The organism is Cohnella zeiphila (genome assembly GCF_014212055.1).
GTDB classification, from domain to species: domain Bacteria; phylum Bacillota; class Bacilli; order Paenibacillales; family Paenibacillaceae; genus Cohnella; species Cohnella zeiphila.
Window position 1 is genome coordinate 478,598 of record NZ_JACJVO010000009.1, and the last position, 25,452, is coordinate 504,049.

Genomic DNA, 25,452 nt, shown 5'->3' on the forward strand with positions numbered 1-25,452 from the left:
CATAGTAGAGGAGATTCCCGCAGATGAACGACGCCGCTTTCCAGAAGCTGAAAGAAGAAGTCAAAGGTTACGTGAACGGACGGTTGCGCGAGTTGTCCGTGCAAATCGAAGAGACCGGCAAGTGCGGTCCGGAAATCTGGCAGGAGCTGCGCGAGCGCGGCTACCTGCGCCTGGCGGCGCCGGAAGAATACGGCGGCTACGGGCTCAGCTTTACCCAATACTTGCAGCTGCTGGAGCTGTTCTCTCAATCTCACGGCTCGCTCCGGATGATCGTTCACGTCATCAACGGCATCTGGCGTCCGGTCGACTTCCTGGCGAGCGAGAGCCAGCGGGAGCGGTTCGTCAAGCCGCTCGTGCGCGGCGAGATCACCGCGGCGTTCGCGCTGACGGAACCGAACGCGGGCTCCGGCGCGGACATCCAGACGTTCGCGCGCAAGGAAGGCGACACCTTCGTCCTGAACGGGGAAAAATGGCTTATCACGTTCGGCGATACGACGGACTATCTGCTGCTCTATGCGAAAATGGAAGGAACGCGCGGCTATGAAGGGTCGCTTGCGCTGCTCGTTCCGCGCACGGCCGAAGGCGTCGAGATTCACGAGATGCCGGCTACGCTCGGCCTGACGGGAACGGGACACGCCCATATCGTATTGAAAAACGCACGCGTTCCGGCGGACCACCTGCTCGGCGAAGTCGGCCAGGGGCTGTCCGGCGCGCTGAACGGCTTCCTCGATCCGAGCCGCGTCTGCGTCGGCATGACTTGCGTCGGTCTCGCGCAGCGCGCATTCGATCTGGCGGTCGAGCGCAGCCGCGAGCGCGTGACGTTCGGCAAGCCACTCAGCCAGCGCCAGGTGGTGCAAACGTGGATCGCCGAGATGGCGACCGACATCGAAGCGGCCCGCCAGCTGATCATGTACGCCGGCCGGCTGAAGGACGAGGACGCTCTGACGCCGCCGCCAGCTTCGATGGCGAAGCTGTACGCGCTGGAGATGCTGCAGCGGGTTACGGACAAGGCGCAGCAAATCTGGGGCGGAATCGGCTACTTCAAGGGCTACGAGATCGAGCGCATCTATCGCGACGCCCGGGCGCAGAAGTTCGAAGAAGGCACGGCGGAAATTCAAAAAGCGGTCATCGCCAAGCACATCCTGGCGGGAGAGTGATCGCGGGATGGAGCCATCGCTGCTGCTGAGACCGGGCCGAATCGGCTCGCTGGAGCTGAAGCACCGCATTCTGATGGGCGCGATGCATCTTGAGATCGAGGGCCGTCGGGACAAGCTTCCCCAGTTGATCGCCTTCTATCGCGAACGGGTTCGCGGCGGCGCGGCGCTGATCGTCACCGGCAACGTCGCCGTGCTGCCCGAGGGAGGCGGACACGGCATGTTCTGCCTGGCCGAGCCGGACCACCGCGCTCAGCTTGCCGAGTTGGCTGAAGCGATACGCGCCGAAGGCGGTCTGCTGGCGCTGCAGCTTGCGCACCGCGGAAGGTATGCGACCAGCGCGGAAACAGGGATGACGCCGTGGGCGCCCAGCCCGATCGCCTCGCGACTGACGAAGGAGACGCCGGCGGAGATGACCGCCTCGGACATTGCGAAGCTGAAGGAAGCGTTTATCGACGGGGCGGCTTTCGCCGCTTCGGCCGGCTTCGCCGCCATCGAGATCATGGGCTCCGAAGGGTATCTGCTGAACGAATTCGTGTCGCCTCTTACGAATCGGCGCGCGGACGAATACGGACAAGGCCACGCGGGGCGGATGAAGCTGTGCCTGGAGATCGTCGAAGGCATCCGGCAGCGGGTCGGGACGGAATATCCCGTCATCTACCGAATGTCCGGCGACGACTGCATGGAAGGCAGCACGACCCGCGAGGAGACGCTGACGTTCGCCCGCGAGTTGGAGCGAAGCGGCGTCGACGCGCTGAACGTCGGCATCGGCTGGCACGAATCGGCTATCCCGACGGTCGGCGCGATCGTTCCGCCGGGAGCGTTCGGGCCGGTTGCCGGAGCCGTGCGGGCGGCGGTGTCGGTGCCGGTTATCGGCGCGAACCGGATTCATACGCCGGAAGTCGCCGAGGAGCTGCTCGTTCGCGGAGATCTCGATTTTGTCGCGCCGGCCCGGCCTTGGCTTGCCGATTCCGCGTTCGCGCGCAAGATTATCGAAGCGGACCGCGAAGCGTTGAACCAGTGCGTCTCGTGCAACCAGGCATGTCTTGACCACACGCTGGGCCGCCCGCCCAAGCCGGTCGGCTGCCTGGTCAATCCGCGCACGGGCAGGGAAGCCGAGGACGTACCGGCAGCGGACAAGCGTCTCTCCGTCGCCGTCGTCGGCGGCGGCGTCGCAGGCATGCAGGCCGCGAAGACGGCAGCCGAACGCGGGCACCAAGTCGTTCTGTTCGAAGCGGCGGACCGCTTGGGCGGGCAGTTCCTGCTCGCGTCGCGCATTCCCGGCAAGGAGACGTTCCGCGAGACGATCCGGTACTTCCGGGTCGCGCTTCAGCGGCTGGGCGTCGAGGTTCGGTTGAATTCGGCGCCTGACGAGAAGGAACTGGCGGCGTTCGACCGGGTCGTCATGGCGACGGGCGTGCGGCCTTACGTTCCGGAAGCGCTGGAAGGCGCGGATTTGCCACTGGTGTGTACATACGCGGAGCTCCTGTCGGGAGCCCGGCCGTTCGGGCGCAATATCGTCGTGATCGGCGGCGGGGGCATCGGGAGCGACGTGGCGCACTATCTGGCCGAGAAAATTCGCCTGCGGCCGGAAGTGGAGACGTTCTTCGCCGAACGGGGACAGGACGCGCAGCGGCCTGCCGAGAGCCGAATTACGCTCGTCTCCCGCTCGGAGAAGGTGGCCAAAGGCGTCGGGCCGACTTCCCGCTGGGTACTGCTCGGCGAGCTCAAGCGGCGCGACGTACGCGTCATGAAGGGCTATCGCTGCTCCGCCATTACGGCGGAAGGCGTCTGGGTCGAGAACGGCGAGGACAAGCAGTTCGTCCCGGCCGATCAAGTCGTGCTCTGCACGGGTCAGCGGTCGCGCATCGCGCCTGATGACGAGTTCGGCGACAAGCTGCCGGAGGCCAGCTGGGTCGGCGGCGCGATCGACGCGGCGGAGCTGAACGCGGCCCGGGCCATCCGCCAGGCGTACGAAGCGGCCATTGAATTATAAATACAAAGCGCGGCCCATAAATGGATTATTTTCCGAAAGGATGAGAATAAGAATGTCTTCCTCCATGAAAGGCAAAAAAGTACTCATTACCGGCAGTTCGCGCGGCATCGGACGCTCCACCGCCCTGGCGTTCGCCCGGGAAGGCGCCGATGTGGCGATCCATTATCGGAGAGACGAAGATGCGGCGTTGACGGCGGCTGAAGAAGTCCGCGCCCTGGGCGTTCAAGCGCTGGTCTGCAAGGCCGAGCTCGAGTCGGCCGAGGAGATCGACGCGATGTTCGACAAGATCGCGCAGGAGTGGGGAGCGCTGGACGTCTTCATGGCCAATGCCGCCGCCACCGCTTTCAAGCCCGTTATGGAGACGAAGGGCTACCATATCGACAGAACGTACGAAGTCGTCATCAAGAGCGTCCTCCACGGCGTCCAGCGCGCCGTTCCTTTGATGGAAGGCCGCGCCGGCCGCGTCCTGACCATCTCGAGCCTGGGCAGCCAGTTCGCGCTCCCCAACTACTCGAACATCGGTTCCGCCAAGGCGGCGCTCGAGTCGCTGACCCGCTATCTGGCGGCGGAACTCGGCCCGAAAGGAATTACTTGCAACGTCATTTCGCCCGGCGTGGTCGAGACCGATTCGGTTCGTTTCTACGCCAAGGACGCTTTCCAAACGTTCAAAACGAACGTCATCAGCCGCACTCCGCTCGGACGATTGACCCAGCCCGAAGACGTTGCGGGAGTCGCTTTGTTCCTGGCTAGCGACGCAGCCGGCTTCATCACCGGCCAAGTTCTCGGCGTGGACGGCGGCCTTACGCTGATCGCGTACGGTCCCGACGGCCGTTAAGCTTCATTCGAATAGGCAGTACGACCCAATCCCCGCGATTCCGCGCTTACCGGCGCCGGCAGCGGGGATTTTTTTCGCGTTTCGCACGGTATCCCCGCCGTTCGGGCGTAGAGTGCTTATTTTATGCTTTCTTTCGAAATCCCCGTCGCTTAGGCGTAGAGTGCTACCGCTTATTTTCCGCTTTTTTTTCAAAATCCCCGTGCCTCAGGGATGGAAAGGTCAGGGCTCGGTTTACCTGTCGCGCTGGCGTGGAAGTCGTTTGCTGTTGTTCGAAATCCATGTCCCTCAGGAAAACTGTGCTTGCGGCCCGGTATCCCCACCGCTCATGCGAAAAGTGCTGATGCTTATTTTACGCTTTCTTTCGAAAATCCCCATTGCTCAGGCGCAGAGAGCTGCCGCATATTTTACGCTTTCTTTCGAAATCCCTGTCGCTCAGGAGGAGAGTGCTGACGCGTATTTTTCGCTTTCCTCCGAAATCCCCGTCGCTCAGGCTTAGGGTGTTACCGCTTATTTTACGCTTTCCTTCGAAATCCCAATCCTTCAGGAAGGGGCTGGCTTTGGATTGCAGATTGGGGGAGAGGTCGGAGGTCCGATCAATCGAATAGGCGGTTGATCTCTTGCGGAGACGCCTGAGCGAAGGGGATTTCGAATCCCGGTCCGAAAAACGACAATGCTCGCGGGAGGAAGGGGCGAAAAAGCCTGCGGCGAAGGAAGGATCGTACGGACAAATGAGCGGAATGCGGAGATTGACTGCAGAGGATGCTTCTTGGTTGCGGGGAAGTATCATCATTGGCGGGTGAAAGCAAGGAAGCCCGCAGTCCTGAGCCTCCAGTGGATCGGAGGCTTAAGGCTGCGAGCTTCCTTGTAAAGCGAAACGCCAAGAACTTCGGCTCCCTCCCCGGAGAGAAGGAAGCCAGGGCTTGGCAGAGCGGGATCAGCCGCGCAATAAGGCGGGATCGATCGCGGGCACGAGGCCTTCTTGGGCGGCGCGGCCCAGAAGCGCTTCGATGGCCGCGTAGCCGTCTTCGCCCAGATCGGCGGTGAATTCGTTGACGTAGAGGGCGATATGTTGGTCGGCCACTTCGGGAGCCATCTCCTGGGCGTGGCTCATCACGTATTCGCGCGACTCCCGGGGATGCTCCCAGGCGTAGCGTACGGACGCGCGCGTCCACTCGGCGATGGCCGAGACGTCCAGGTCCCGGCGAGCGATAATGGCGCCAAGCGGAATCGGCAGGCCGGTGTCTTCCTCCCACCAGCTGCCCATATCGGCCATGAGGCTCAAGCCGTATTGGGGATACGTGAAGCGGGCTTCGTGAATGACCAGCCCCGCATCGATCTCCCCGCGCCGGACGGCGGGCATGATCTCATGGAAAGGCATGACGACGATCTCTCCGATGCCTCCGGGCACTTTTTGGGCCGCCCATAGCCGGAACAGCAAATAAGCGGTGGAGCGTTCGCTCGGTACGGCGACCCGCTTGCCCGCCAGCGAAGCGGGGTCGGCGGAGTCGGACAAGGTCAGTACGAGCGGACCGCACCCGCGCCCGAGCGCTCCTCCGCATGGAATAAGGGCGTAGTCCCGCAGCACCCAGGGCAGGGCGGCATATGAAATTTTCAGAACCTCGGGACCGGTCCGGTCCGCGGCCCAGTGATTGGTGATGTCGATGTCCGCGTACGTGACGTTTAGCGCCGGAGCGCCGGGGATGAGCCCGTGAACCCACGCGTGAAAAGCGAAAGTGTCGTTCGGGCAAGGGGAAAACGCGATATTCATGGCAGTACCTCCGTGAAAATAGAAATTCCGGCTTCCAAAGCCCGCAGCGCCTCGGGAATTTTCCAGGCGGCCCGGTTCCGCGGGCCGACCGCGTTGGAGACGGCGCGCACCTCCAGCACCGGCACGCCGAACAGGGCGGCGGCAGCGGCGACGCCGCCGCCTTCCATGCCTTCGGCCGCAGCGCCCGGCACGCGCTCGGCCAGAAGGGCGGCCGTCTCCGCCGTGCCGGTGGCGGTGGACAGCGTCAGGATCGGCCCGAACGCAGCGGGCCTCCACGCAGCCGAGATCGCCTGCGCCCACCGCTCGGCCAAGCCGGCATCGACCGCGGAACGCGCCGAGCCGAAGCCCAGCTCGTCCACGCCGGCGAAGCCGTCCGGCGTCTCCGCGCCGAGATCGGCGGAGACGATCTCGCTGGCGATGACCAGCGCCCCGATGTCGGCGCGCCCGGCGAAGCCGCCGCCGATGCCGGCGCTGACGACAAGGCGGTAGCGCCCCCCCGCGAGCGCAGCCGCCGTGCGGGCTGCCGCCGAGGCGGGACCGACGCCCGCCAGACGAACGTCGAAGCCGCCGGCCTGGCCGATGCCGCGAAGCACGGCCTCTCTCTCCGCCTCTACGGCCGTCATGACAAGCACGTCCAAATTGTCGTTCATTGGATTGAACACCTCCATTTTACACCCTATGCTCCCAATGCCGTTCACAAAATGTTTTGCCTAATCCGGCCGGATCGGTTACAATTACTTTAGAATTATTCTAAATAAGAACCAGCTTCCGTGCGAGAGCCCATCTGTCAACGATACGGCCAGGCAGGCCGATTTGTAAAGCGGGAAAGGCGGGCGATACCATGACCATTGACGAGAATATCGGCAGGATTAATCGGCAATTGCTCAATAAAGGCTATAAATTGACTCCGCAGCGGGAAGCGACTTTGCGCGTGCTGCTGGAGAACGAGCGGGACCACCTAAACGCGGAAGAAGTGTTCATGCTGGTCAAGGACAAGTACCCGAACATCGGTTTGGCTACGGTGTACCGTTCGCTGGAGCTGCTGAGCGAGCTTCATATCGTCGAGAAAATCAATTTCGGCGACGGCGGCGCCCGCTTCGATCTGCGGAGCGAAGACCAGCCGCACATGCATCATCATCTGATCTGTACCCGCTGCGGAGCGGTGGAGGAGATCAAGGACGACTGGCTGATGCCGATGGAGAATCGGATCGAGCGGGAGTTCGGTTTTACCGTACTGGATCACCGGCTCGATTTTCAAGGCATATGCAAGGAATGCGGAGCCAAAGAGCGGGAGAAAGACTGCAAAGCGGTCTCTTGAGCGGACTCAAACCGACGTTCGGCCGAATGGCGGACGATCGGATAAGTTGCCGATTCGTCAGGAGAAATGCATAAACATCGCAGGAAGGCGTTCCGATCGGGAACGTCTTCTTTTTTATTGTTTAGGAAATGATGCGATTAAATTTCCTGTGGATAACCGGGGGCTCCCCCAAAAGGAATCGGATTTAACTTCAGAGCATCGCTTCACTTTTGGGGGGATTTGTTCTGGGCGCAGCGAGGATTCGATCGGGGACGAATAACGGAACGACGGAATCGAAACGATAGCAACAAGAACCCGATTTAGAATTTAACGTTGACGTTAACGTTAAGAAAAGCTACAATGATTGTGTAAGGTTTTTGAATCGGGGGGATGGCATGGATTTTTACAAAATCGACGAAGTCGCCAAGGAAAGCGGACTGACCAAACGGACGATCCGTTATTACGAGGAGATCGGCCTGCTGCCCGCTCCCCAGCGCAGCGAAGGCGGGATGCGGCTTTATACGAGTCATCACATCGATATCCTGAACAAGCTGATCCGGGCTCGGGATGCGCTCGGCTTTTCCTTGCAGGAGCTTCAGCTTTATATGAGCACCTCGGACATGCTTGAGGAGAAGCGGCAGCATTATCGCAAATTGACGGATACGTTGTCGGAAGACCGGCGCAAGGAACTGCTCCGCGACATGGACGAGACGCTGGTCAAGCAATTGGAACTCATTGAAGCCAAGATGAAAAATATTATGGCGATCAAAAGCGAATTCGAAGAGCTTAGAGAACGAATTCGCGTTCGGCTGGACTCGATGAAATAGCCCGTCAGGGCTCTTTTTTATGGCCCTTGTCGGCTTTTGACGCATACTGATCAGCTTAGGGGAGGCAAATCGTATCATGAATTCGGATCATTCGGCCATCGAACAACGCAAGAGCGGAGGCGGGCTGCTGTCTCAGCCCAAAGCCGTCTGGGCCGTCGCCTTCGCGTGCGTCATCTCTTTCATGGGGCTTGGCCTCGTCGACCCCATCCTGCCGGCGATCGCGAGCGACCTTCACGCGACGCCCAGCCAGGTGTCGCTTTTGTTTACGAGCTACAACCTCGTCACCGGCATCGCCATGCTCATCACCGGCATGGTATCCAGCCGCCTCGGCATCAAGTGGACGCTGCTTACCGGCATTCTGTTCATCATCGTGTTCGCGGCACTCGGCGGCACGTCGGGAACCATCGGCGGCATCGTCGGCTACCGGGCCGGTTGGGGGCTCGGCAACGCGCTGTTCATCGCGACGGCGCTATCGGCCATCGTCGGCCTGTCGAAGTCGGGAACGGCCAAGGCGATCATTCTGTACGAAGCGGCGCTCGGGCTCGGCATCTCCGTCGGCCCGCTGCTGGGCGGCGAGCTCGGATCGATCTCATGGAAAGGTCCGTTCTTCGGCGTCAGCGCCCTGATGCTCATCGGCTTCCTGTTCATTCTGTTCATGCTTCCGAAGCTGCCGAAGCCGACCAACAAGACGACGCTGGCGGATCCGTTCAAAGCGCTCGGTTTTCCGGCGTTGCTGACGCTAGGAATCGTCGCGTTCCTGTACAACTTCGGCTTCTTTACGCTGATGGCTTACTCTCCGTATGTAATGGATCTGGACGAACACGGGCTCGGCTACGTCTTTTTCGGCTGGGGCATCCTGCTGGCGATCGCGTCGGTCTTTATCGCTCCTTGGGTGCAAAAGCGGTTCTCGCTCGTCGCGTCGATGTGCGCGATGCTGTTCCTGTTCGCGCTCGATCTGGCGGCGATGGCTATCGGTACGGTCAACGGCTCGCCGGATACCGTCATTGTCGCGGTCATCGTCGCAGGTCTTTTCCTCGGGATCAACAATACGCTCATCACGACGGCGGTCATGCAGGCCGCTCCGGTGGAGCGATCCACCGCATCCGCCGCTTACAGCTTCGTTCGATTCCTCGGCGGCGGCATCTCGCCTTGGCTGGCCGGCAAGCTCGCCGAATGGTACAAGCAAGAGACGCCGTTCTACTTCGGCGCGTTCATGGTCATCCTCGGCGTGCTTGTCCTCTGGGTCCGCCGCCGTCACTTGAAGCATATCGACCGAACGACGGCCGCGCATTGACGACAGGCGCGAGCGCGCTTTAAAAGGAAATTCCGCTTTCGGCGCTTCCATCGGTTATAATGGTGTTCAAATGACGAGGTGAAGCGCCAAGTGGACTATTTATTCGAGACCGTTCCGCGGAATTACGAGACGTTCGCCAGCGGAAGGGTTCTGTACAACGCCCGCGGGACGACGGCGTTCCCGGTCCGGCTCGCCAGCGAGATTGCCCAAAGATGCTTTCGCATCCTGGAGGGCAAAGGCGAGCCGGGCCCTTATTCCGTATACGACCCTTGCTGCGGCGGCGGTTATCTGCTGACCGTCGTCGGGCTGCTGCATGGCCCGCGGATCGGAAGCTTGCAGGGCTCCGACGTGGACGGCGAAGCGCTCGGCATTGCCGCGCAGAACTTGTCGCTGTTGACGAAGGACGGATTGGATCGGCGCAAAGATCAGCTTAGGAAGTTATACGAGCTGTACGGCAAAACGTCTCATCGCGAGGCGCTGGCCAGCGCGGAGGAGCTGGACGAGAGAATCCGTTCGTCCGGAATCGAGCGGATCGCCACGTTTCAAGCGGATGCCACGTCGCCGGAGAACCGTGCGGACATGCCCGGCGGCGTGCATCTCGTGATGACGGACCTTCCTTACGGCAATCTGGCCGAATGGCGGAGCGAGAGCCGGGACCCGCTGCCGGAATGGTTCGAGACGGTTCGCCGAACGATGATACCGTCCCGATCCGTTCTGGCGGTCGTCGCGGACAAGGGACAGAAGCTGGCGCACGGGAAGTTCAGACGGCTCCAGCATCTGAAAGTCGGCAAAAGGCAAATCGCCCTGTTTGAACCGCTGGCATGAGGAAAGGATGAACGGCTTGGCACGAAGGCGGAAAAAATCGATTTGGGCGGTCTTGACCGCAGCTGCGCTGCTTCTCTCCGCGTGCGGAAGGGAAGACGGCGGAGAAGGAATGCCGTCGGCATCGGGTTTTGCGGCTTCGCCGGGCTCGACGGAATCGGCCGCACCGGCAGCCTCCGAGACGGCTCCTGCGGCCGACTCGTTCGAATTGAAGGCGGATCGGACCGAACCGCCGCCGGAAGGAGCGAAGCTGGAGCCGATGGGCGAGGACAATCCTCTTTATATCGCCCCGGGCCGTCTGGACGCGAGCATTCGCATCGGCTTTCGCCTCGACAAGCGGGGCGACTTCCTGATCGCCGAAGGATCCGGCACGCTTACCGTCGGGAAGCGGGACATTCCGTTTACCCTCGATCAGACGTCGGTTATGCGGACGGCTTCCCTGTCGGGTGACAGGGAGCTTGTGTTCGGCGCCCTTCAGGCGGATACGAAGACCGAGCCGGCGTCTTTCGCGTTCCGCATGCGGTTCGTGCCGGAGACGAAGGAACTGGAGCTTCGCCTGTCCAACGGGAAAGAACTGATCGTCTTCGGCAGCAGCGATACGCTGGCAGCCAACGAGGAGAAGGTGGAGGAAGCCGAGGCCGCTTACCGGCCGGTTCCGGGCGCGAGCCCTGCGTCGTCCTAACGGACTTGCGGTTGACGCTTTCGTTCGGCCCGGATTATAATGGGAGAAATTCCGAGCCTGCAAATCGGATATAGAGGAACGGCAGAAGAAAAGGATTGTGATGAAGATGGCCAAGATCGTTGCATTGATGGGCAGTCCCATGGAAAAATCGAGGCTCAACTACGTGCTGGACCGGGTGCTGGCGGTCGTGAGGGAAGCGGGAGTCGACATCACCGTTCTCACCGTGCGGGACTTGCCCGCCGAAGATTTGCTGCACGTGCGCTTCGACAGCGAAGCGATTCAAGCGGCGAACCGCATCGTGGAGGAAGCGGACGGCGTCATCGTCGCGACGCCCGTGTTCAAGGCTTCCTTTCCCGGCGTTCTGAAAGCATACCTCGACATGCTTCCGCAGAAAGGGCTGAGCAAGAAAGTCGTTCTTCCGATCGCCATCGGAGGCACGATTGCGCACCTGCTGTCGATCGACTTCGCCATGAAGCCGGTATTGTCCACGATGGCTCCGCGGAACATTCTGGCCGGCGTGTTCGTCCTCGATACCCAGGTGGAACGGAAGGACGACGGCACGGCCGTCATCGCGGAAGAGATCGCTTCGCGCCTGGACGATTCCGTCCGGCAGCTGCTGGAGGAAGTCGCGCTTCAGACCGGGGAACGTTCCTGAGAGATTCCTTGGCCCGATTCGGGCAAAAAATCAGGCTTTTGGGCTGCCCGATCTCTCATGTTCTCTTGTTAAAACGGCCGATTTCGTTATAAACTAGGTAGCATATCCGCATTTTCGAACGTTATCGGCAAAGGAGTCAGAATTCATGACCGTACACAGCAAGACGGCCCACTGCAAGATCGTCGACTGCACGATCCGCGACGGCGGCCTCGTCAACAATTGGGATTTCAGCGTACAATTCGTTCAGGATTTGTACGAATCGCTTAACGAAGCGGGCGTCGAATACATGGAAGTCGGCTACAAGAACTCGCCCCGCCTGCTCAAAGGCTCGGAGGACGCGGGCCCTTGGCGTTTCCTGAACGACGATTTCCTGCGCAAGGTCATTCCGGAGAAAAAGAGAACGAAGCTGTCGGCGCTGGTCGACGTCGGCCGCGTCGAGGAGAACGACATCCTGCCCCGCAGCGAGTCTCCGCTCGACCTGATCCGCGTCGCCTGCTACGCGCGCGATACGGCGAAGGCGATCGAGCTCGCCACGCTGTTCCACGAGCGCGGCTACGAGACGACGATCAACATCATGGCGCTGTCGAACGTAATGGACAACGAGCTGACCGAAGCGCTCGCGATGATCAGCGAGAGCCCGATCGACGTCGTTTATATCGTGGACTCCTACGGCAGCCTGGATCCGGACGACTTCCGCTACCTCGTCGAGAAGTTCCGCCGCGCGCTGAAGCATAAGCGCCTGGGCGTCCACACCCATAACAACATGCAGCTTGCGCTCGCCAATACGCTGGTCGCGGCCGAGATGGGCGTCGAGCTGCTGGACGCTTCCGTCTACGGCATGGGCCGCGCCGCCGGCAACTGCCATACGGAATTGCTGCTCGCGAAGCTGCCCAAAGCCGAGTACAACCTCCGTCCGCTGCTCGGCCTGATCGAGCGCCACATGGTCGATCTGCGCCAGCGCGAGGAATGGGGCTATTTGATCCCGTACATGGTCACCGGCGTGCTCGACGAGCATCCGCGCTCGGCCATGGCGTGGCGCGCGTCTCCCGAGAAAGACCAATACTTGAATTTCTACGACAAGATGACGACGCCGGAGACGTTTCCGAAAGGGTAACGGAGCTTAGCGAATCACCAAAAAAGGAGAACTGCCGATGATGCGGCGGTTCTCCTTTTTTCATATTCGGCGATCAACCGTGCAGCTCCTGAACGTCCCGCATTGGAGGTTTCCCGTACATGCGGGCATATTCCCGGCTGAACTGGGACGCGCTCTCGTAACCGACTCGAAACGCCGCATCGGAAGCCTGCGCGGATTCCGCCAGCATCAATCGCCGGGCTTCTTGCAATCGCACCGTTTTCTGGTACTGCAGCGGACTCATCGCCGTTACGCGCTTGAAATGCTTATGGAACGCCGACACGCTCATGTTCACGGACTTTGCAAGCTCCTCGATCGCCAGCGGGCGGTCGTATTGCAGGTTGATCAGCCGGATGGCTTGAGCGATGCAGTGCGCATGGCTGCCGATGATCCCAAAGGAGTAGAGGAGCGCGCCATGTTCGCCTTGAAGCATCCGGTACACAATTTCGCGGATGACGAGCGGAGACAGAACCGGAATGTCGTCCGGTGCATCGAGCAGCCGCAGGAGCCGCACCACGGCTTCGAGCAGCGCGGGCGACATTCGGTTCACGGCGATGCCGCGGCCCGGTTCCTCCGGAACGGAAGCGGGCCGATTCGATTTTTCCGCCATCTCCAGGATGACGTCGGCATCGAAGCTCAACTTCAAACTCAAATAGGGGATCTCGGGCGACGCCTCGACAATTCTGCCGAGAATCGGCAATTCGACGGATGTGATCAGGTAAGTCGAAGGATCGAACCGAAGCGTCTCGTCCGCCACCGACGCTGTCTTCGCCCCCTGAGCCACGACGCAAATCGATGGCTTGTACACGGACTCCAACGGTTCCGACAGCCGTTCGGCATTCATGAGCGACAAAGAAGGCAGGGCCGTTTGATGCGTGCCGTTCGCCGGGGCGTGGCGGCGTATCAGGAGCGCCAGTTGCTGCAGAAGAGGCTTCATGCTTGGAGAATCGTTCGTAGTATCCATAGGCGCCGGCTCCAGTCCAATAAAAGATGGTAACTTTTATTATAGGAAGCCGGAAGAGAATTAGGCAAGGAACGAACAGAATCGGTCTAACGTTCGGATGCAGCCGCCTTGTAAAATAAAAGGGCAAATCGGCAAGACGGTTCGCCGATCGGACAAAATCGCGGATAAGGGAGCGGGAAGAAATGAATTTGAACGGAAAAGTCGCAATCGTCACGGGAGCGTCGCGGGGCATCGGACGGCAAATTGCCATCCAATTGGCGCAATCCGGCGCGAAGACGGTCGTCAATTATTCCTCGAATCGCGAGAGCGCGGACGAGGTCGTCAAGGCGATCGGACAAGCCGGCGGCGAAGCGGTCGCCATATCAGCCGACGTGGGCAAGGTAAGCGAAGTGGAAAAGCTGTTCTCCGAGACGCTCGAAAGGTTCGGGCGAGTCGACATCCTGGTGAACAACGCGGGCATTATGAATAACATGCCGATCGCGGAGATGACGGAGGAGCTGTTCGACCGGCATTTCGCAATCAACGTGAAAGGGACTTATTTCGCTTGCCGACAAGCGATGAAGCTTATGGCGCCAGGTGGGACCATCGTGAACTTCTCGACATCCGTCTCGGGCGCGACGCTTCCGACTTACAGCGTCTATGCCGCCACCAAGGGCGCAGTCGAGCAGTTGACTCGCCAACTGGCCAAGGAATTCGGTCCCAAGGACATCGTCATCAATTGCATCGCCCCCGGACAAGTGGCGACCGAGTTGTTCCTGAACGGCAAATCGCCGGAGCTTGTCGATTCGTTCAGCCGAATGAACGCGTTCGGACGGCTTGGCGAACCGGAGGACATCGCGAACGCGCTCGAGCTGCTCGTCAGCGACAAAGCCCGCTGGATCACGGGCCAGACGATTCGCGTAAACGGCGGGTTCAACTGAACGACGTTGACATCAAAATCGGTTTGCAAGATAATCAATATAAGCATCAAGCGACTCGGGAAGCACCTCACAAAGCCGAACACGACAAGTGTTTCTTTGCTGAGGTGTTATTTTTTTTCAAGGAAGGGGCGCGGATATGGACTCGAAGAAAAAAGAGGCGGATCGAGTACGGGAAGGTCGGGTTACCTATCAGATGTATGCGGAGATGCCGGACGACGGGCAGCGTTACGAAATTATCGACGGCGTATTGGAGCTCATGTCTCCCAGCCCGACAGCGTCCCATCAGACGGTGGCTGTGGAGCTGTTATTTAGACTTAAACAAAGCTGTCAGTCGGATTATTTGGTCTTTGTCGCTCCGCTCGACGTGATCTTAAACGATACGACCGTGCTTCAGCCGGACCTTCTCATGGTCCGCCGCAGTAGGATGACGATCGTAACGGATCGTGGAATTGAGGGCCCTCCCGATCTTGTCGCGGAGATTTTATCTCCCCATTCGCGCAAGAGGGACAAGGTCGTCAAATCGAGAGCTTACGCGAAGCATGGCGTCGCGGAATATTGGATCGTGGACGCGGCGGCGGGAACGCTGGAACAGTACCGGCTTGGCGAAGACGGAGCTTACGAATTGCGGAACCTGTACGACGGCGACGATTCGGTCGTATCGGACAAGCTTCCGTGCGTTTCTTTTCCGGTAAAGGAACTTTTTCGCGATATTCGGCAATAGGGCTGAAGTCGGCCGCCGGAATGGATGAAGATAGGGCGAGCGGTCTCGACAAAATGGGACGAATCGACTATGGTGATGTAAAAGCGAATGAATGGAGGAGAATTCCGATGCCGGCAAATGCGCAACAGGTGGAGAAGCTGCTGGCTTCGCTGCAGGACCGGCCGAGTCTGCCCCCGCTGTCGCCGCAACGGCTGTGGAGCTTCGCGATGGATCGCGACATCGCGGCTTTTCGCGACGGTTCGGACCTGGAATTTCGGGATTCCGCGGAAGGGCATGCGCTGACGGCGGCGCTGTACTTGGCGAACGACAGCCTGGATCGGGCCCACGAGCTCGTGCAGGCGCACGAAGGACATCCGACGTGCGATTGGGTGCACGCGATCGTTCATCGAAGAGAAGGCGATTACGCCAACTCGAAATACTGGGTGCGCCGCGCGGGCGCGCATTCGGCATACCACGGCTTGCAGGCGCGTGCGTCCCGGCTGCTCGGCGAGAGCGACAACCCGGCGGAAGCCTCCGCCCCGCTCGCTTCGGCTCTGGAGAAGATCCGCACGCAGGGAGAATGGAACGCCTATCTGTTCGTCGACGCCGTCTCCATGCAGGAGAGCGGCGGCGGGGACGAAGCGTCCCTCCGTCTGCTCGAACGCTTGCAGCAGCTGGAATGGCAAATATTAATGCGCTATTTGAACGGATTGCTTCGTCTGGACGGGCGCCAAGAGGAAGAACGGCATGAATCGGGAGGCTAAGAAAAAGCTAACCCGAAGCCGATTGACCGAGGCGGCGGTAACGCTTTTCGAGCGGCAGGGGTACGAAGCGACGACCGTGCAGATGATTGCCGACGCGGCCTCGGTAGCCAAGGGAACGTTTTTTAACTATTTCTCCTCCAAAGAAGAGCTGATCCTCGAATTACAAGGGCTGCTGCTCGCGAGGGAGATCGAGAGCAGGCGGGGACTGCCGGGGGCCGTGCTGGACGACTTGAGGCAGAGTCTGATGGATTATTGCCACTCTTATCCGATGAGTCCTTCCGTCACCCGCGCCGTGTTCCAAGGCATTTACGGCAGCCCGAACGTCGGACGCGCGCAGGCGGAGCGAAGCAAGCAGTTCCGGCATTACCTGGCGTCGATCCTCGAGCTCGGCCAGCAGCGGGGCGAAATCCGCGCCGATATCGACGCCGAGGATCTCGCGCGGGTCGCGATCCAGACTTACTACGGCGTGCTCATGTCCTGGGCGCTCGACCCGGAGACGGCCCCGCTGCCGGAACGGATGGATCTGGCTTTCGGCCTGTTCGTCCGCTCGGCGGGGTCCTAGTCTCGGGGAGCGCCGGCAGCTCGCGAGGCGCATGAGAGATGTCTCATGCGATGCCATGGAACGCCGTTCAGTGCGCGGAGGCGTAGCCTTCCAGTTCGCCTACGCCGCGGATGGCGGCGGCCGCATGCCACGGATTCGGGTGGAAATAGCCGTCGCCCTTGAGAACGCGGCCTCCGATCGTGACGGCTTCGACGACCACGTCGATTTCCACGGTATTCGCGAAACGTTCGAGCAGCTCGCGGTCGGAGATTCCGTCGATGTCGACATACCAGGACCGGGTTCCGTATTCGTTCACGACCGAAAGACGGGCTTTTCCGAAGGCCAGCGCCCAGGATTCTTCGTTCTGGGACAGGCGCAAGGACGCCAAATCGTAATGTTCCACGGATGATTCTCTCCCTAGGAATGCGGGGATCGGCCCCGCGTGTATGATAGACGCAGTGCCGGCGGCGCAGGTTCGTATCGCGGCGGTCCCCGGAGGGACGATCGCGGGCGCGACGGCGTTTTTCTGTTGATTGTAGCCGGAATCGGACGGGATGGCAAACCCCGCCGCGCCTATTTGTCATCAAATGGCCATACTTCTCCTGGAACGCTCCGTCCCGTTCTCCCACCCGCCCTACCTATGCTTGCTGCCGGGTTTTCCCCGTCGTTATGCCTATTCGGCGTCTCCGCCCGCCTCTTTCCGACCTGTCCATCGTCCCTGATCGGCCGGCCGGCGTAGTGAAAAAGAGCCGGTTGATCGGTCCTTCGGAACGGGGTACGATGGAGGGGGACATTCGGGCCCGCGCGACGTGCGGCGTCGTTGCCGCCGTCGGCGGGCCGGTCGGAATCAGGGAGGTTTATCCAGATGTTGACGAAAGTGAAACCGAAAGCCGGCAGCCGGTGGAGGAAAGAAAGTTTCATTCGCGGCTTCGCGCTTTTGATTGCGGTGCTGGCGCTGGCGGCGGCGTGGATGCCGAAGGCGGCGGACGCCCATGCCGTTCTTGAGAAAGCGACGCCGACGCAGGACGCCCGGATGGACACGAGTCCGGCTTATGTGGAGCTGCTGTTTAACGAACGGCTCGACAATTCGGCCGAAAACAAGCTTCTCGTGCTGGACAGCGCCTCCCGTTCGGTGACCGGCGCCAAGGCGGAACGGACGCAGGAGGGCAAAGGACTCAAGCTGACGCTGCCGAAGCTGAAGGAAGACCATTACACGGTTACCTACGACGTCATCTCCGCGGACGGACACCCGGTGTCCGGCGCTTACGTATTCACGGTCGGCAATCCGCCGCCGCTTCCGGATTCGAGCGCGCTCGATCCCCATGCCCAGGTCGGCCATGCCGGCCACGATCATGGCGGCGGCAGCGGGCTGACGGTACGCGATTTCATTCTGTACGCCGCCCGGATCGTCTATTACGCGGGCCTGCTCGGGCTGGCCGGCTTGCTGCTGTGGAGCCTGCAGCGGGCCGCGTCTCCCGCCGTTCGCGACGCCCGCGAAGCGGCGATCGGCTTCGCAGGCAAGTTCGAGCTGTGCGCGACGCTCGCTTACGTCGTGCTGAGCCTCAACAACCTGGCGCTGGGCGATCCGATATCCGAGTGGGGCCGAATTCTGACCGGCACGACGGTCGGCAAGCTGTACGCAGCCCAACTGCTGCTGGCCTTAGCGGCCCCGCTGCTGCGCGGAATGAACGTCTATGCCCGCGCGTTCTGGGTTGCCGTCGCGCTGTTCGCGGAGGCGTGGAGCGGTCACGCCGCCGCTTTCGATCCGATCTCCTACAGCGTCGGCTTGGACTTCGTCCACTTGGCCGCCGCGTCGGTCTGGGGCGGAGGTCTCGTGCTGCTGCTGCTCGTCTGGCGCAAAGAGCGCACGGAAGCGGGACGGTTCGCGCTGTTATTTTCCAAATGGGCGCTGATCTCGTTCCTCCTGCTCTGGATCACGGGCGTGCTGAGCGTGCTGGACTTTTTGCCGTCGCTTCGTTATTTGTTTTACACGACCTGGGGTTCCTGGCTGCTGGCGAAGGCGGGGCTGTCCGTGCTCGTCGTGGCGACCGCGTTCCTCATCCGGCTGCGTTTGCGCAAAGGCCATTTGCCGGCTTCGGGGCTGCTGCGGGCCGATGTCGGGCTGCTGGCGGCGATCGTGCTCGTGGTCGGCATTTTGACCTACCAGAACCCGCTGCCGGCGAACGAGCCGCTCCATTACCACGAGATGGGCAACGATATGCACGTGACGCTGGAGATCTCTCCGAACGCGCCGGGCGACAACGAGATCGGCCTCAAGGTATGGCTCCCCGAGAAGACCGGCCTTCCGAAAAAAACGGTGCTCCGGCTGCAGCCGCTGGACCGCAAGGACGTCGGCTTTATCGAGGTACCGCTGGAAACGTATGAGGATACGAACGATATCGACGATTTTCCGGGATTCGTGAAGCAGCTGTACAAGGCCGGCGGACCGTATCTGCCGTTCGCGGGCAAATGGATGGCGCAAATCCGGGTGACGGATTCGGCCGACAACGAGCTGGTGAGAGAGACGACTTTCCGCATTTATTGACCGGGGAGGCGGCGAGATGAGCGATACCAAAATCAAATGGCTCATCCTGCTGACGCCGACGGTGACGATCGGCCTGTGGGAATACGTGCGGCACGTGCTGCTGCTGCCTTATATGTCGATGGAGCTGGGCAATTTCCTGGCTCCTTTTATCGTGCTTGCGGTCACGCTCACGGTAGTGCTTCGGTTGTTCCGGCGTCTGGAGGAATCGCAGCTGGCGCTGCAGCGGGAAAAGGCGTCGACCGCTTCGCTGGAGGAGCGGGAGCGGCTGGCCGGAGAGCTTCACGACGGCATCGCGCAGTCGCTGTTCCTGCTGGCGGTGAAGCTGGATCAGCTCGACCGCGCGGCGAAGGAGGAGCCGGTCCGGAAGCTGGCGGAACAGCTTCGCGCGACGGTGCGCGACGTGAACGACGACGTGCGGCAGGCGATCGCGAACTTGCGCCTTCCTCCGTCGTCCGAGAACGCGGCGTGGGTGAGGCCGCTTCGCGAGCTGCTCGGGGAGACGGCGGGCGTCATAGAGGCGAGGGCGCAGTTCCGGTGGACGATCCCGGACGACAGTCTGACGGACCGGGAAAAGGTGGAGCTTCACGCCTGCTTGCGCGAAGCGCTGATCAACGTGCGCAAGCATGCGAGGGCGAGGTCGGTCGTCGTCGTCGGAGAGCCGGACGGGCAAGGGGGCTTTCGCTGCGCGGTAGAGGACGACGGCACCGGTTTCCGGGGCGACCCGTGGCAGGCGCAAGGCCGGTTCGGTCTGCGCATGGTGCGGGACCGCGCGCGGCGGATGGGCTGGACGTTCGTCGCGGAACGGCGCGGCGAATGGACGGTCGCCGAGCTTCGGAAGAAAGGGGAGGATCGGGATGCAGCCGTTTCGGGTGCTGCTCGTGGACGATCATAAGCACGCTCGGCAGGGAATGCGGGAGATCGTGTCCGAGGACGACGATTTTCTCGTCGTCGGGGAGGCGGCGAGCGGCGAAGAAGCGCTGGCCCTGATGGACCGCGCGACGCCGGAGCTCGTGCTGATGGACATCTCGATGCCGGGCATGGGCGGCCTGGAGGCGGCGAAGGCGATCAAAAGCCGCTACCCCGAAGTCAAGATCGTCATGGTGACCGTGTCCGACGACCCGGCTCACCTGTTCGAAGCGTTGAAGAAGGGGGCCCAAGGCTACCTGCTCAAGAACTTGAACCCCGCAGCCTGGCGCGAATATTTGCGCGCGATCGCCAGCGACGAGGCGCCGCTCAATCCGGAGCTGGCGCTGTCGATCCTGCGCGAGTTCGCGGGCCGCTCGATGGCCGCGGACGCCCGGGAGCGGGGCGGCGCGCGGGACGGTCTCCTGCGTGAAGGCTTGACGCCGCGGGAGACGGAGATTCTGCAGGAAGTCGCCCGCGGCCGGACGAACCGCGACATCGCGTCCGAGCTCGGCTTGTCCGAACATACCGTGAAAAACCACCTCAAAAACATTTTGCAGAAGCTGCATCTCGACAACCGGGTGCAGTTGACCCGGTACGCGTTCGAGAGCGGACTGGTCGACCGTTCCTGACTGTCTCCGCCAAGCGCCTTCCCCCGCAACAATTTTGTCACCGGTTCGAATTCCGCCTAGCCCTTTCTGGTCATCCTGACCGCCCGGGAGTTGGCTATACTGGGAACATCCCGAACGAATGCAGAGAGAGGCGGATGTTTCCCATGAAGATGAAAAAAGGCGTATCGATCTTGCTCGCGTTATTTCTGGCGCTCGGCTTTGCCGGCGTCGCCAGCGCGCACGTGACGGTTCAGCCGGGCAAGGTGCCGGCGGGATCGTACCAGGTGTTTACGCTGCGCGTACCCTCCGAGAAGGAAGCGGCTACGACCCAGGTCAAGGTGGAAGTGCCGGCGGACGTCGACGTCTCCCGGTTCGAGCCCAAGCCCGGCTGGACCTACGAGACGGAGAAGGACGCGGACGGCAAAATCGTTTCGTTTACCTGGAAAGCGGACGGAGACGGTCTCGGCGCTACGGAATTCGGCCAGTTCAACTTTCAGGGCAAAGTGGCCGACAACGCGACTTCGCTTAGCTGGAAAGCTTATCAGACCTATTCCGACGGAAGCGTGGTCGAATGGACGGGCGCTCCCGACGCCGACACCCCGGCTTCCGTTACGACGGTCACGGCGGCGGACGCTTCCGGCGAAGGCGCCGCGGCCGGCTCGACGGACCGCGATCCGCTCACGCTGACGCTCGCGATCGTCGGCGCCGCCGCCGGCATTCTGGCGCTGCTGGTTTCGCTTCTTCGCCGCCGCAAGGCGTAAAAAGGCGGGGGCACGGAACAACACGATTTTTCCGCGTTAAATGGCCGGTGCAGGCTTCGGAAGGCATCTAACGCGGTTTTTCCGTGTTAAACTTTTGCAAAAGCTCCTATGACATGGATTAACACGAATTTTCCGCTCTAAAAGGCCGTCGCAGGCCTTCAGCGGCTGTTTAACTCGATTTTTTCGCTTTATAAGACTTACGCAATCCGTTTTCGATCATCTAACGCGGTTATATCGCGTTAGACGGCGGGGGCTTCGCACACAAGCGGAGCCTTTTTACGTTTAAGAGCCTTTTGGGCGTCCGACCACGCCCCCTGCACTTGCGGTCGGCCCGGGATTCCCCTATAATGGAACCTAACATTCGCATAAATGCGACGATGGAGACAAGTAAGCAGCGCCTTCCTCTCAGGGAGGGAACGCCGGGACTGGAAGCGTTCCTAGGAAATCAGGCTGCCGAAATTCCCTCCGGAGCAGTCCCTTGAACCCGGCAGCCCGTCAGGAGCGGGCCGGCAGTAGAGGCGAACCGGCAGCGGCCCGTTACGTCCGCGCGCAAGCGGGAACGCTCCGGACGCCGGCCGAACGATAAGGCAAGCGCGCGAACGTTCCAATAAGGGTGGTACCACGGTCCTTTCGTCCCTTCCTAGCGGGGGGAGAAGGGCCTTTTTTTATTTTTTCCGGACAAGGAGAGACGCGTAATGAGAGACAGGTTGGAACAACTGCGGGGCGAGGCGCTCGAGCGGCTTCAGGCCGTATCCGATCCCGGGACCTTAAGCGAGCTGAGGGTGCATTATCTTGGCAAAAAAGGCCAACTCACCGAGATTCTGCGCGGAATGGGCGCCCTGAGCGCGGAAGAGCGGCCGGTGATCGGCCAGGTGGCGAACGACGTGCGCGCGGCGATCGAAGCGGTCATCGCCGAGAAGCAGGAGCAGTTCGATCGCGCCGAGACGGCCCGCCGCCTGCAGGCGGAGACGATCGACGTGACGCTGCCGGGCAAGAAGCCGGTTCGCGGCGGCATTCATCCGCTCACGAAGGTGACGCAGGAGATCGAGGACATTTTTCTAGGGATGGGTTACCAGATCGCGGAAGGGCCCGAGGTGGAGACGGACTTCTACAACTTCGAGGCGCTCAATCTCCCGAAGAACCATCCCGCGCGCGACATGCAGGATTCGTTTTACCTGACGGACGACATTCTGCTGCGCACGCATACGTCGCCGGTACAAATCCGCGCCATGCGAGCCGCCGGCGGCAAAACGCCGCTCAAAGTCATCTGCCCGGGCAAGGTGTACCGGCGCGACGACGACGACGCCACGCACTCGTTCATGTTCCATCAGATCGAAGCGCTGGTCGTCGGCCCGAATATCCGGATGAGCGACCTCAAGGGGACGCTGCTCCAGTTCGTGCAGGCGCTGTACGGTCCCAAGACGCAAATCCGGCTTCGCCCGAGCTTCTTCCCCTTCACCGAGCCGAGCGCCGAGGTGGACGTGACGTGCTCGCAATGCGGCGGCAGCGGCTGCCGGATGTGCAAGCATACCGGCTGGATCGAGATTCTCGGCTGCGGCATGGTGCATCCGAAGGTGCTCGAATACGGCGGATACGATCCGAAGGAAGTAACCGGCTTCGCCATCGGCATGGGCGTCGAACGGATTGCGATCCTGAAGTACGACATCGACGACATCCGTCATTTTTACAACAACGATCTGCGATTCCTCGGGCAGTTCGCCCGAATGTGAGGAAAGGAGAGAACCGGAACCTATGAACGTATCTTACCGTTGGTTGAACGAATATATCGATCTGAACGGCGTCGAGCCGAAGAAGCTGGCCGAGATGATGACGCGCGGAGGGATCGAGATCGATTCCGTTCCGTCCCGCAATCTGGGAGTAAGCGGGGTCGTCGTCGGCTATGTCAAAACGCGGGAAAAGCATCCCGACGCCGACAAGCTGAGCGTGTGCACGGTAGACGCCGGTACGGGCGAGGATCTGCAGATCGTATGCGGGGCGCCCAACGCGGCCGCCGGCATTAAAATCCCCGTCGCGCTGGTCGGGGCGAAGCTTCCGGGCGGACTGCAGATCAAGCGCGCGAAGCTGAGAGGGGTCGAGTCGCAAGGGATGCTCTGCTCGGCGCGCGAGCTCGGCATCAACGACAAGCTGCTGCCGAAAGAGCAGCAAGAAGGGTTGTACGTCCTGCCGCAGGATTCGGAAATCGGCCGAGACATCCTGGACGTGCTGGCGCTGGACGATTCCGTGCTCGAGCTGGACTTGACGCCGAATCGTTCCGATTGCCTGAGCATGCTCGGCGTCGCCTACGAGGCGTCCGCGCTGACCGGCCGTCCGGTTCGTCTTCCGGACTTGTCGCTTCGCGAATCGGAAGGCAAGACGAGCGATCGCGTTCAAGTCTCGATCGCGGACCAGGAGCTGTGCTCCCGCTATTCGGCCCGCCTCATCCGGGGCGTCAAGATCGGACCTTCGCCGCTGTGGATGCAGAACCGGCTGATCGCGGCCGGCGTCCGGCCGATCAGCAACATCGTGGACATCACCAACTACGTGATGCTCGAATACGGGCAGCCGCTGCACGCGTTCGACGCCGCGAAAGTGGCCGGCGGCCGGATCGAAGTGCGTCTCGCGCGCGAAGGCGAAATTCTGGTTACGCTTGACGGCCAGGAGCGCAAGCTGGAGCCGCACATGCTCGTCATCGCCGACGCGGAGAAAGCGATCGCGCTGGCCGGCGTCATGGGCGGACTGAACTCGGAAGTGACGGCGGACACCGTCGACATCATCCTGGAGTCGGCCCGGTTCGACGGCGGCTCGGTGCGCCGCACGTCTCGCCAGCTCGGCCTCCGTTCCGAAGCTTCCGCGCGTTTTGAGAAGGAAGTCGATCCGTCGCGAGTGCCGGAAGCGCTGGACCGCGCGGCCGGACTGATGGTCGCCCTGGCCGGCGGAACGGCCGCGGAGGGCGTTGCGGAAGCGGTCGTCTCGCTGCCGGAGCCGGTTGCCGTCGACTTGTCGCTGGATCGCGTCAACCGGTTTCTCGGCACGTCGCTCCCGGCGGACGAGGTGCGCACGATCTGGTCGAGGCTCGGCTTCGAGGCGAAGGAGGCGGCGGAAGGCGTCTGGCGCGTGACGGTGCCGACCCGCCGCGGCGGCATCTACCGCGACGTCGACCTGATCGAGGAAGTGGCGCGGCTGCACGGCTACGACGAAATTCCGACGACGCCGATCGAAGGGCCGACGACGACCGGAGCGTTGACGAAGCCGCAGGCGATCCGCCGCGAAGTGCGGAACGTCCTGGCCGGCGCCGGGTTGTACGAAGCGATCTGTTACAACGTAACCTCTCCCGAACGGGTTGGCCTGTTCCCCTCGTTGAACGGAGATGAAGACGGCGTGCGGGCGATTCCGCTCGCGATGCCGATGAGCGAGGAGCGCAGCCTGCTGCGGACGTCGCTGCTGTCGAGCCTGATCGAGGCGGCGGCGTACAACCAGTCCCGCAGAACGGGCGACGTTGCGCTGTTCGAGATCGCCAGCGTGTTCCACGCGAAGGAGCTGCCGCTGGCCGAGCTTCCCCAGGAAAAGCCGCGGCTCGCGTTCCTGCTGGCGGGCAGCCGCGTTCCGGCTTCCTGGAACCGGCCCGCCGCTCCGGCGGACTTTTATGAAGCGAAAGGCGTTCTCGAGGCCGTTTTCGAGCGGTTAGGTCTCGGAGACCGCGTCTCGTACGAGGCGGCGCAGCCGGAAGGCTTCCATCCGGGACGCACGGCTGCCGTGAAGCTGGAAACGGACGGAGGCCCGGTCGCGCTGGGCTACGTCGGACAGCTTCATCCCGACCTGCAGAAGGAGTTCGATCTGGGCGATGCGTTCGCGGCCGAGATTGACTTGGCGGAAGTGTACGCGCCGGCGGGCGCCGGCATCGTCTATCGCTCGCTGCCGCGCTATCCGTCGGTCGAGCGGGACTTGGCCGTCGTCGTCGGCCGGGAGACGGCCGGCGCGGCGCTCGTCTCCGCCGTACGCAAGGCGGCGGGGGACTTGCTGGAGTCGGTCCGCGTGTTCGACGTCTATACCGGCGAACGGCTCGGTGCGGACAAGAAAAGCGTGGCGCTGGCGCTCGTCTACCGTCACGCGGAGCGGACGCTGACCGACGAGGAAGTCGCGGAGGCGCATCGTCTGGCCCTGGCAGAATTGGAACAATCTTTCGGAGCCGAACTGCGGAAATAAGCAGGAAACGGCGGGAACCGCAGCGAATACATCATGACGCCTATTATTGCCGTTTTGCCCGGTTCGGGCGGAAAGGCC

The 25,452-nt window shown here is 61.7% G+C and carries 24 protein-coding genes; 20 read left to right on the forward strand and 4 right to left on the reverse strand.

The genetic code is table 11. The annotated features are described in order from the left end of the window. Positions 1-23 precede the first annotated feature (23 nt). The 3 genes from H7C18_RS09235 to H7C18_RS09245 all read left to right on the forward strand — a co-directional run bounded on the left by H7C18_RS09235 (position 24) and on the right by H7C18_RS09245 (position 3,985). Positions 24-1,157 carry an acyl-CoA dehydrogenase family protein gene (locus tag H7C18_RS09235; protein WP_185128729.1) on the forward strand — a complete coding sequence of 378 codons (1,134 nt, stop codon included), beginning with the start codon at positions 24-26 and terminating at the stop codon, positions 1,155-1,157. A 7-nt stretch (positions 1,158-1,164) separates the two neighbouring features. Next, positions 1,165-3,150 (forward strand): oxidoreductase, encoded by a 1,986-nt coding sequence (locus tag H7C18_RS09240; RefSeq protein ID WP_185128730.1) that lies wholly within the window; start codon positions 1,165-1,167, stop codon positions 3,148-3,150. 64 nt (positions 3,151-3,214) lie between these two features. Further along, entirely contained in the window at positions 3,215-3,985 is a 771-nt protein-coding gene (locus H7C18_RS09245; protein ID WP_185128731.1) for an SDR family oxidoreductase, read from the forward strand. A gap of 934 nt (positions 3,986-4,919) precedes the next feature. Here H7C18_RS09245 and H7C18_RS09250 read toward each other — a convergent pair. Both H7C18_RS09250 and H7C18_RS09255 read right to left on the reverse strand, forming a co-directional pair. Further along, positions 4,920-5,753, reverse strand: coding sequence for a 1,4-dihydroxy-6-naphtoate synthase (locus tag H7C18_RS09250; protein ID WP_185128732.1), 834 nt, complete (start codon positions 5,751-5,753; stop codon positions 4,920-4,922). Next, the gene (locus H7C18_RS09255) at positions 5,750-6,403 is read right to left on the reverse strand and encodes a futalosine hydrolase (protein ID WP_185128733.1); all 654 of its coding nucleotides are present in this window, start codon (positions 6,401-6,403) and stop codon (positions 5,750-5,752) included. Before H7C18_RS09255 ends, H7C18_RS09250 begins: the two co-directional genes overlap by 4 nt. 197 nt (positions 6,404-6,600) lie before the next feature. Between H7C18_RS09255 and fur the strand changes: the two genes are divergently transcribed. The 7 genes from fur to H7C18_RS09290 all read left to right on the forward strand — a co-directional run bounded on the left by fur (position 6,601) and on the right by H7C18_RS09290 (position 12,444). After that, a complete protein-coding gene (gene fur, locus H7C18_RS09260) occupies positions 6,601-7,071 on the forward strand; it encodes a ferric iron uptake transcriptional regulator (RefSeq protein WP_185128852.1) in 471 nt (156 codons plus the stop codon). Between the two features lie 374 nt (positions 7,072-7,445). Continuing rightward, the gene (locus tag H7C18_RS09265) at positions 7,446-7,877 is read left to right on the forward strand and encodes a MerR family transcriptional regulator (protein WP_185128734.1); all 432 of its coding nucleotides are present in this window, start codon (positions 7,446-7,448) and stop codon (positions 7,875-7,877) included. A gap of 76 nt (positions 7,878-7,953) precedes the next feature. After that, the gene (locus H7C18_RS09270) at positions 7,954-9,171 is read left to right on the forward strand and encodes an MFS transporter (protein ID WP_185128735.1); all 1,218 of its coding nucleotides are present in this window, start codon (positions 7,954-7,956) and stop codon (positions 9,169-9,171) included. A 90-nt stretch (positions 9,172-9,261) separates the two neighbouring features. After that, positions 9,262-9,996 (forward strand): hypothetical protein, encoded by a 735-nt coding sequence (locus H7C18_RS09275; protein WP_185128736.1) that lies wholly within the window; start codon positions 9,262-9,264, stop codon positions 9,994-9,996. 16 nt (positions 9,997-10,012) lie between these two features. Beyond that, positions 10,013-10,675: a hypothetical protein gene (locus H7C18_RS09280; protein ID WP_185128737.1), complete on the forward strand. Its 663-nt coding sequence runs from the start codon at positions 10,013-10,015 to the stop codon at positions 10,673-10,675. A gap of 106 nt (positions 10,676-10,781) precedes the next feature. After that, positions 10,782-11,330, forward strand: coding sequence for an NADPH-dependent FMN reductase (gene ssuE / locus H7C18_RS09285; RefSeq protein ID WP_185128738.1), 549 nt, complete (start codon positions 10,782-10,784; stop codon positions 11,328-11,330). A 145-nt stretch (positions 11,331-11,475) separates the two neighbouring features. Continuing rightward, a complete protein-coding gene (locus H7C18_RS09290; RefSeq protein ID WP_185128739.1) occupies positions 11,476-12,444 on the forward strand; it encodes an aldolase catalytic domain-containing protein in 969 nt (322 codons plus the stop codon). Between the two features lie 73 nt (positions 12,445-12,517). On the opposite strand, the gene H7C18_RS09295 is transcribed toward H7C18_RS09290, so the two are convergent. After that, positions 12,518-13,426, reverse strand: a complete 909-nt coding sequence (locus H7C18_RS09295; protein ID WP_238357565.1) for an AraC family transcriptional regulator — start codon at positions 13,424-13,426, stop codon at positions 12,518-12,520. 182 nt (positions 13,427-13,608) lie between these two features. Between H7C18_RS09295 and H7C18_RS09300 the strand changes: the two genes are divergently transcribed. From H7C18_RS09300 to H7C18_RS09315, 4 genes are all read left to right on the forward strand, one after another. Then, positions 13,609-14,346 (forward strand): SDR family oxidoreductase, encoded by a 738-nt coding sequence (locus tag H7C18_RS09300; RefSeq protein ID WP_185128740.1) that lies wholly within the window; start codon positions 13,609-13,611, stop codon positions 14,344-14,346. Between the two features lie 136 nt (positions 14,347-14,482). Further along, a complete protein-coding gene (locus tag H7C18_RS09305) occupies positions 14,483-15,067 on the forward strand; it encodes a Uma2 family endonuclease (protein WP_185128741.1) in 585 nt (194 codons plus the stop codon). A 107-nt stretch (positions 15,068-15,174) separates the two neighbouring features. Continuing rightward, on the forward strand, positions 15,175-15,810 hold the full coding sequence (locus H7C18_RS09310; protein ID WP_185128742.1) for a hypothetical protein: 636 nt from the start codon (positions 15,175-15,177) through the stop codon (positions 15,808-15,810). Further along, a complete protein-coding gene (locus H7C18_RS09315) occupies positions 15,794-16,372 on the forward strand; it encodes a TetR/AcrR family transcriptional regulator (protein WP_185128743.1) in 579 nt (192 codons plus the stop codon). The genes H7C18_RS09310 and H7C18_RS09315 overlap by 17 nt, the downstream gene beginning before the upstream one ends. Positions 16,373-16,439: 67 nt before the next feature. Here the strand turns inward: H7C18_RS09315 and H7C18_RS09320 are convergent, their stop codons facing one another. Continuing rightward, positions 16,440-16,754 carry a hypothetical protein gene (locus H7C18_RS09320; RefSeq protein WP_185128744.1) on the reverse strand — a complete coding sequence of 105 codons (315 nt, stop codon included), beginning with the start codon at positions 16,752-16,754 and terminating at the stop codon, positions 16,440-16,442. Positions 16,755-17,216: 462 nt separating this feature from the next. Here H7C18_RS09320 and H7C18_RS09325 point away from each other — a divergent pair, with 462 nt between their 5' ends. The 6 genes from H7C18_RS09325 to pheT all read left to right on the forward strand — a co-directional run bounded on the left by H7C18_RS09325 (position 17,217) and on the right by pheT (position 25,374). Continuing rightward, the gene (locus H7C18_RS09325; protein ID WP_185128745.1) at positions 17,217-18,896 is read left to right on the forward strand and encodes a copper resistance CopC/CopD family protein; all 1,680 of its coding nucleotides are present in this window, start codon (positions 17,217-17,219) and stop codon (positions 18,894-18,896) included. Between the two features lie 16 nt (positions 18,897-18,912). Beyond that, complete coding sequence (locus H7C18_RS09330; RefSeq protein WP_185128746.1) at positions 18,913-19,788, forward strand: sensor histidine kinase; 876 nt, start codon at positions 18,913-18,915, stop codon at positions 19,786-19,788. After that, entirely contained in the window at positions 19,751-20,431 is a 681-nt protein-coding gene (locus H7C18_RS09335) for a response regulator (RefSeq protein ID WP_185128747.1), read from the forward strand. Before H7C18_RS09330 ends, H7C18_RS09335 begins: the two co-directional genes overlap by 38 nt. Before the next feature lie 149 nt (positions 20,432-20,580). Continuing rightward, a complete protein-coding gene (locus H7C18_RS09340) occupies positions 20,581-21,171 on the forward strand; it encodes a YcnI family copper-binding membrane protein (RefSeq protein WP_185128854.1) in 591 nt (196 codons plus the stop codon). A 695-nt stretch (positions 21,172-21,866) separates the two neighbouring features. Then, complete coding sequence (pheS, locus tag H7C18_RS09345; RefSeq protein WP_185128748.1) at positions 21,867-22,901, forward strand: phenylalanine--tRNA ligase subunit alpha; 1,035 nt, start codon at positions 21,867-21,869, stop codon at positions 22,899-22,901. 22 nt (positions 22,902-22,923) lie between these two features. Beyond that, positions 22,924-25,374: a phenylalanine--tRNA ligase subunit beta gene (gene pheT / locus H7C18_RS09350; RefSeq protein WP_185128749.1), complete on the forward strand. Its 2,451-nt coding sequence runs from the start codon at positions 22,924-22,926 to the stop codon at positions 25,372-25,374. Positions 25,375-25,452 lie beyond the last annotated feature (78 nt).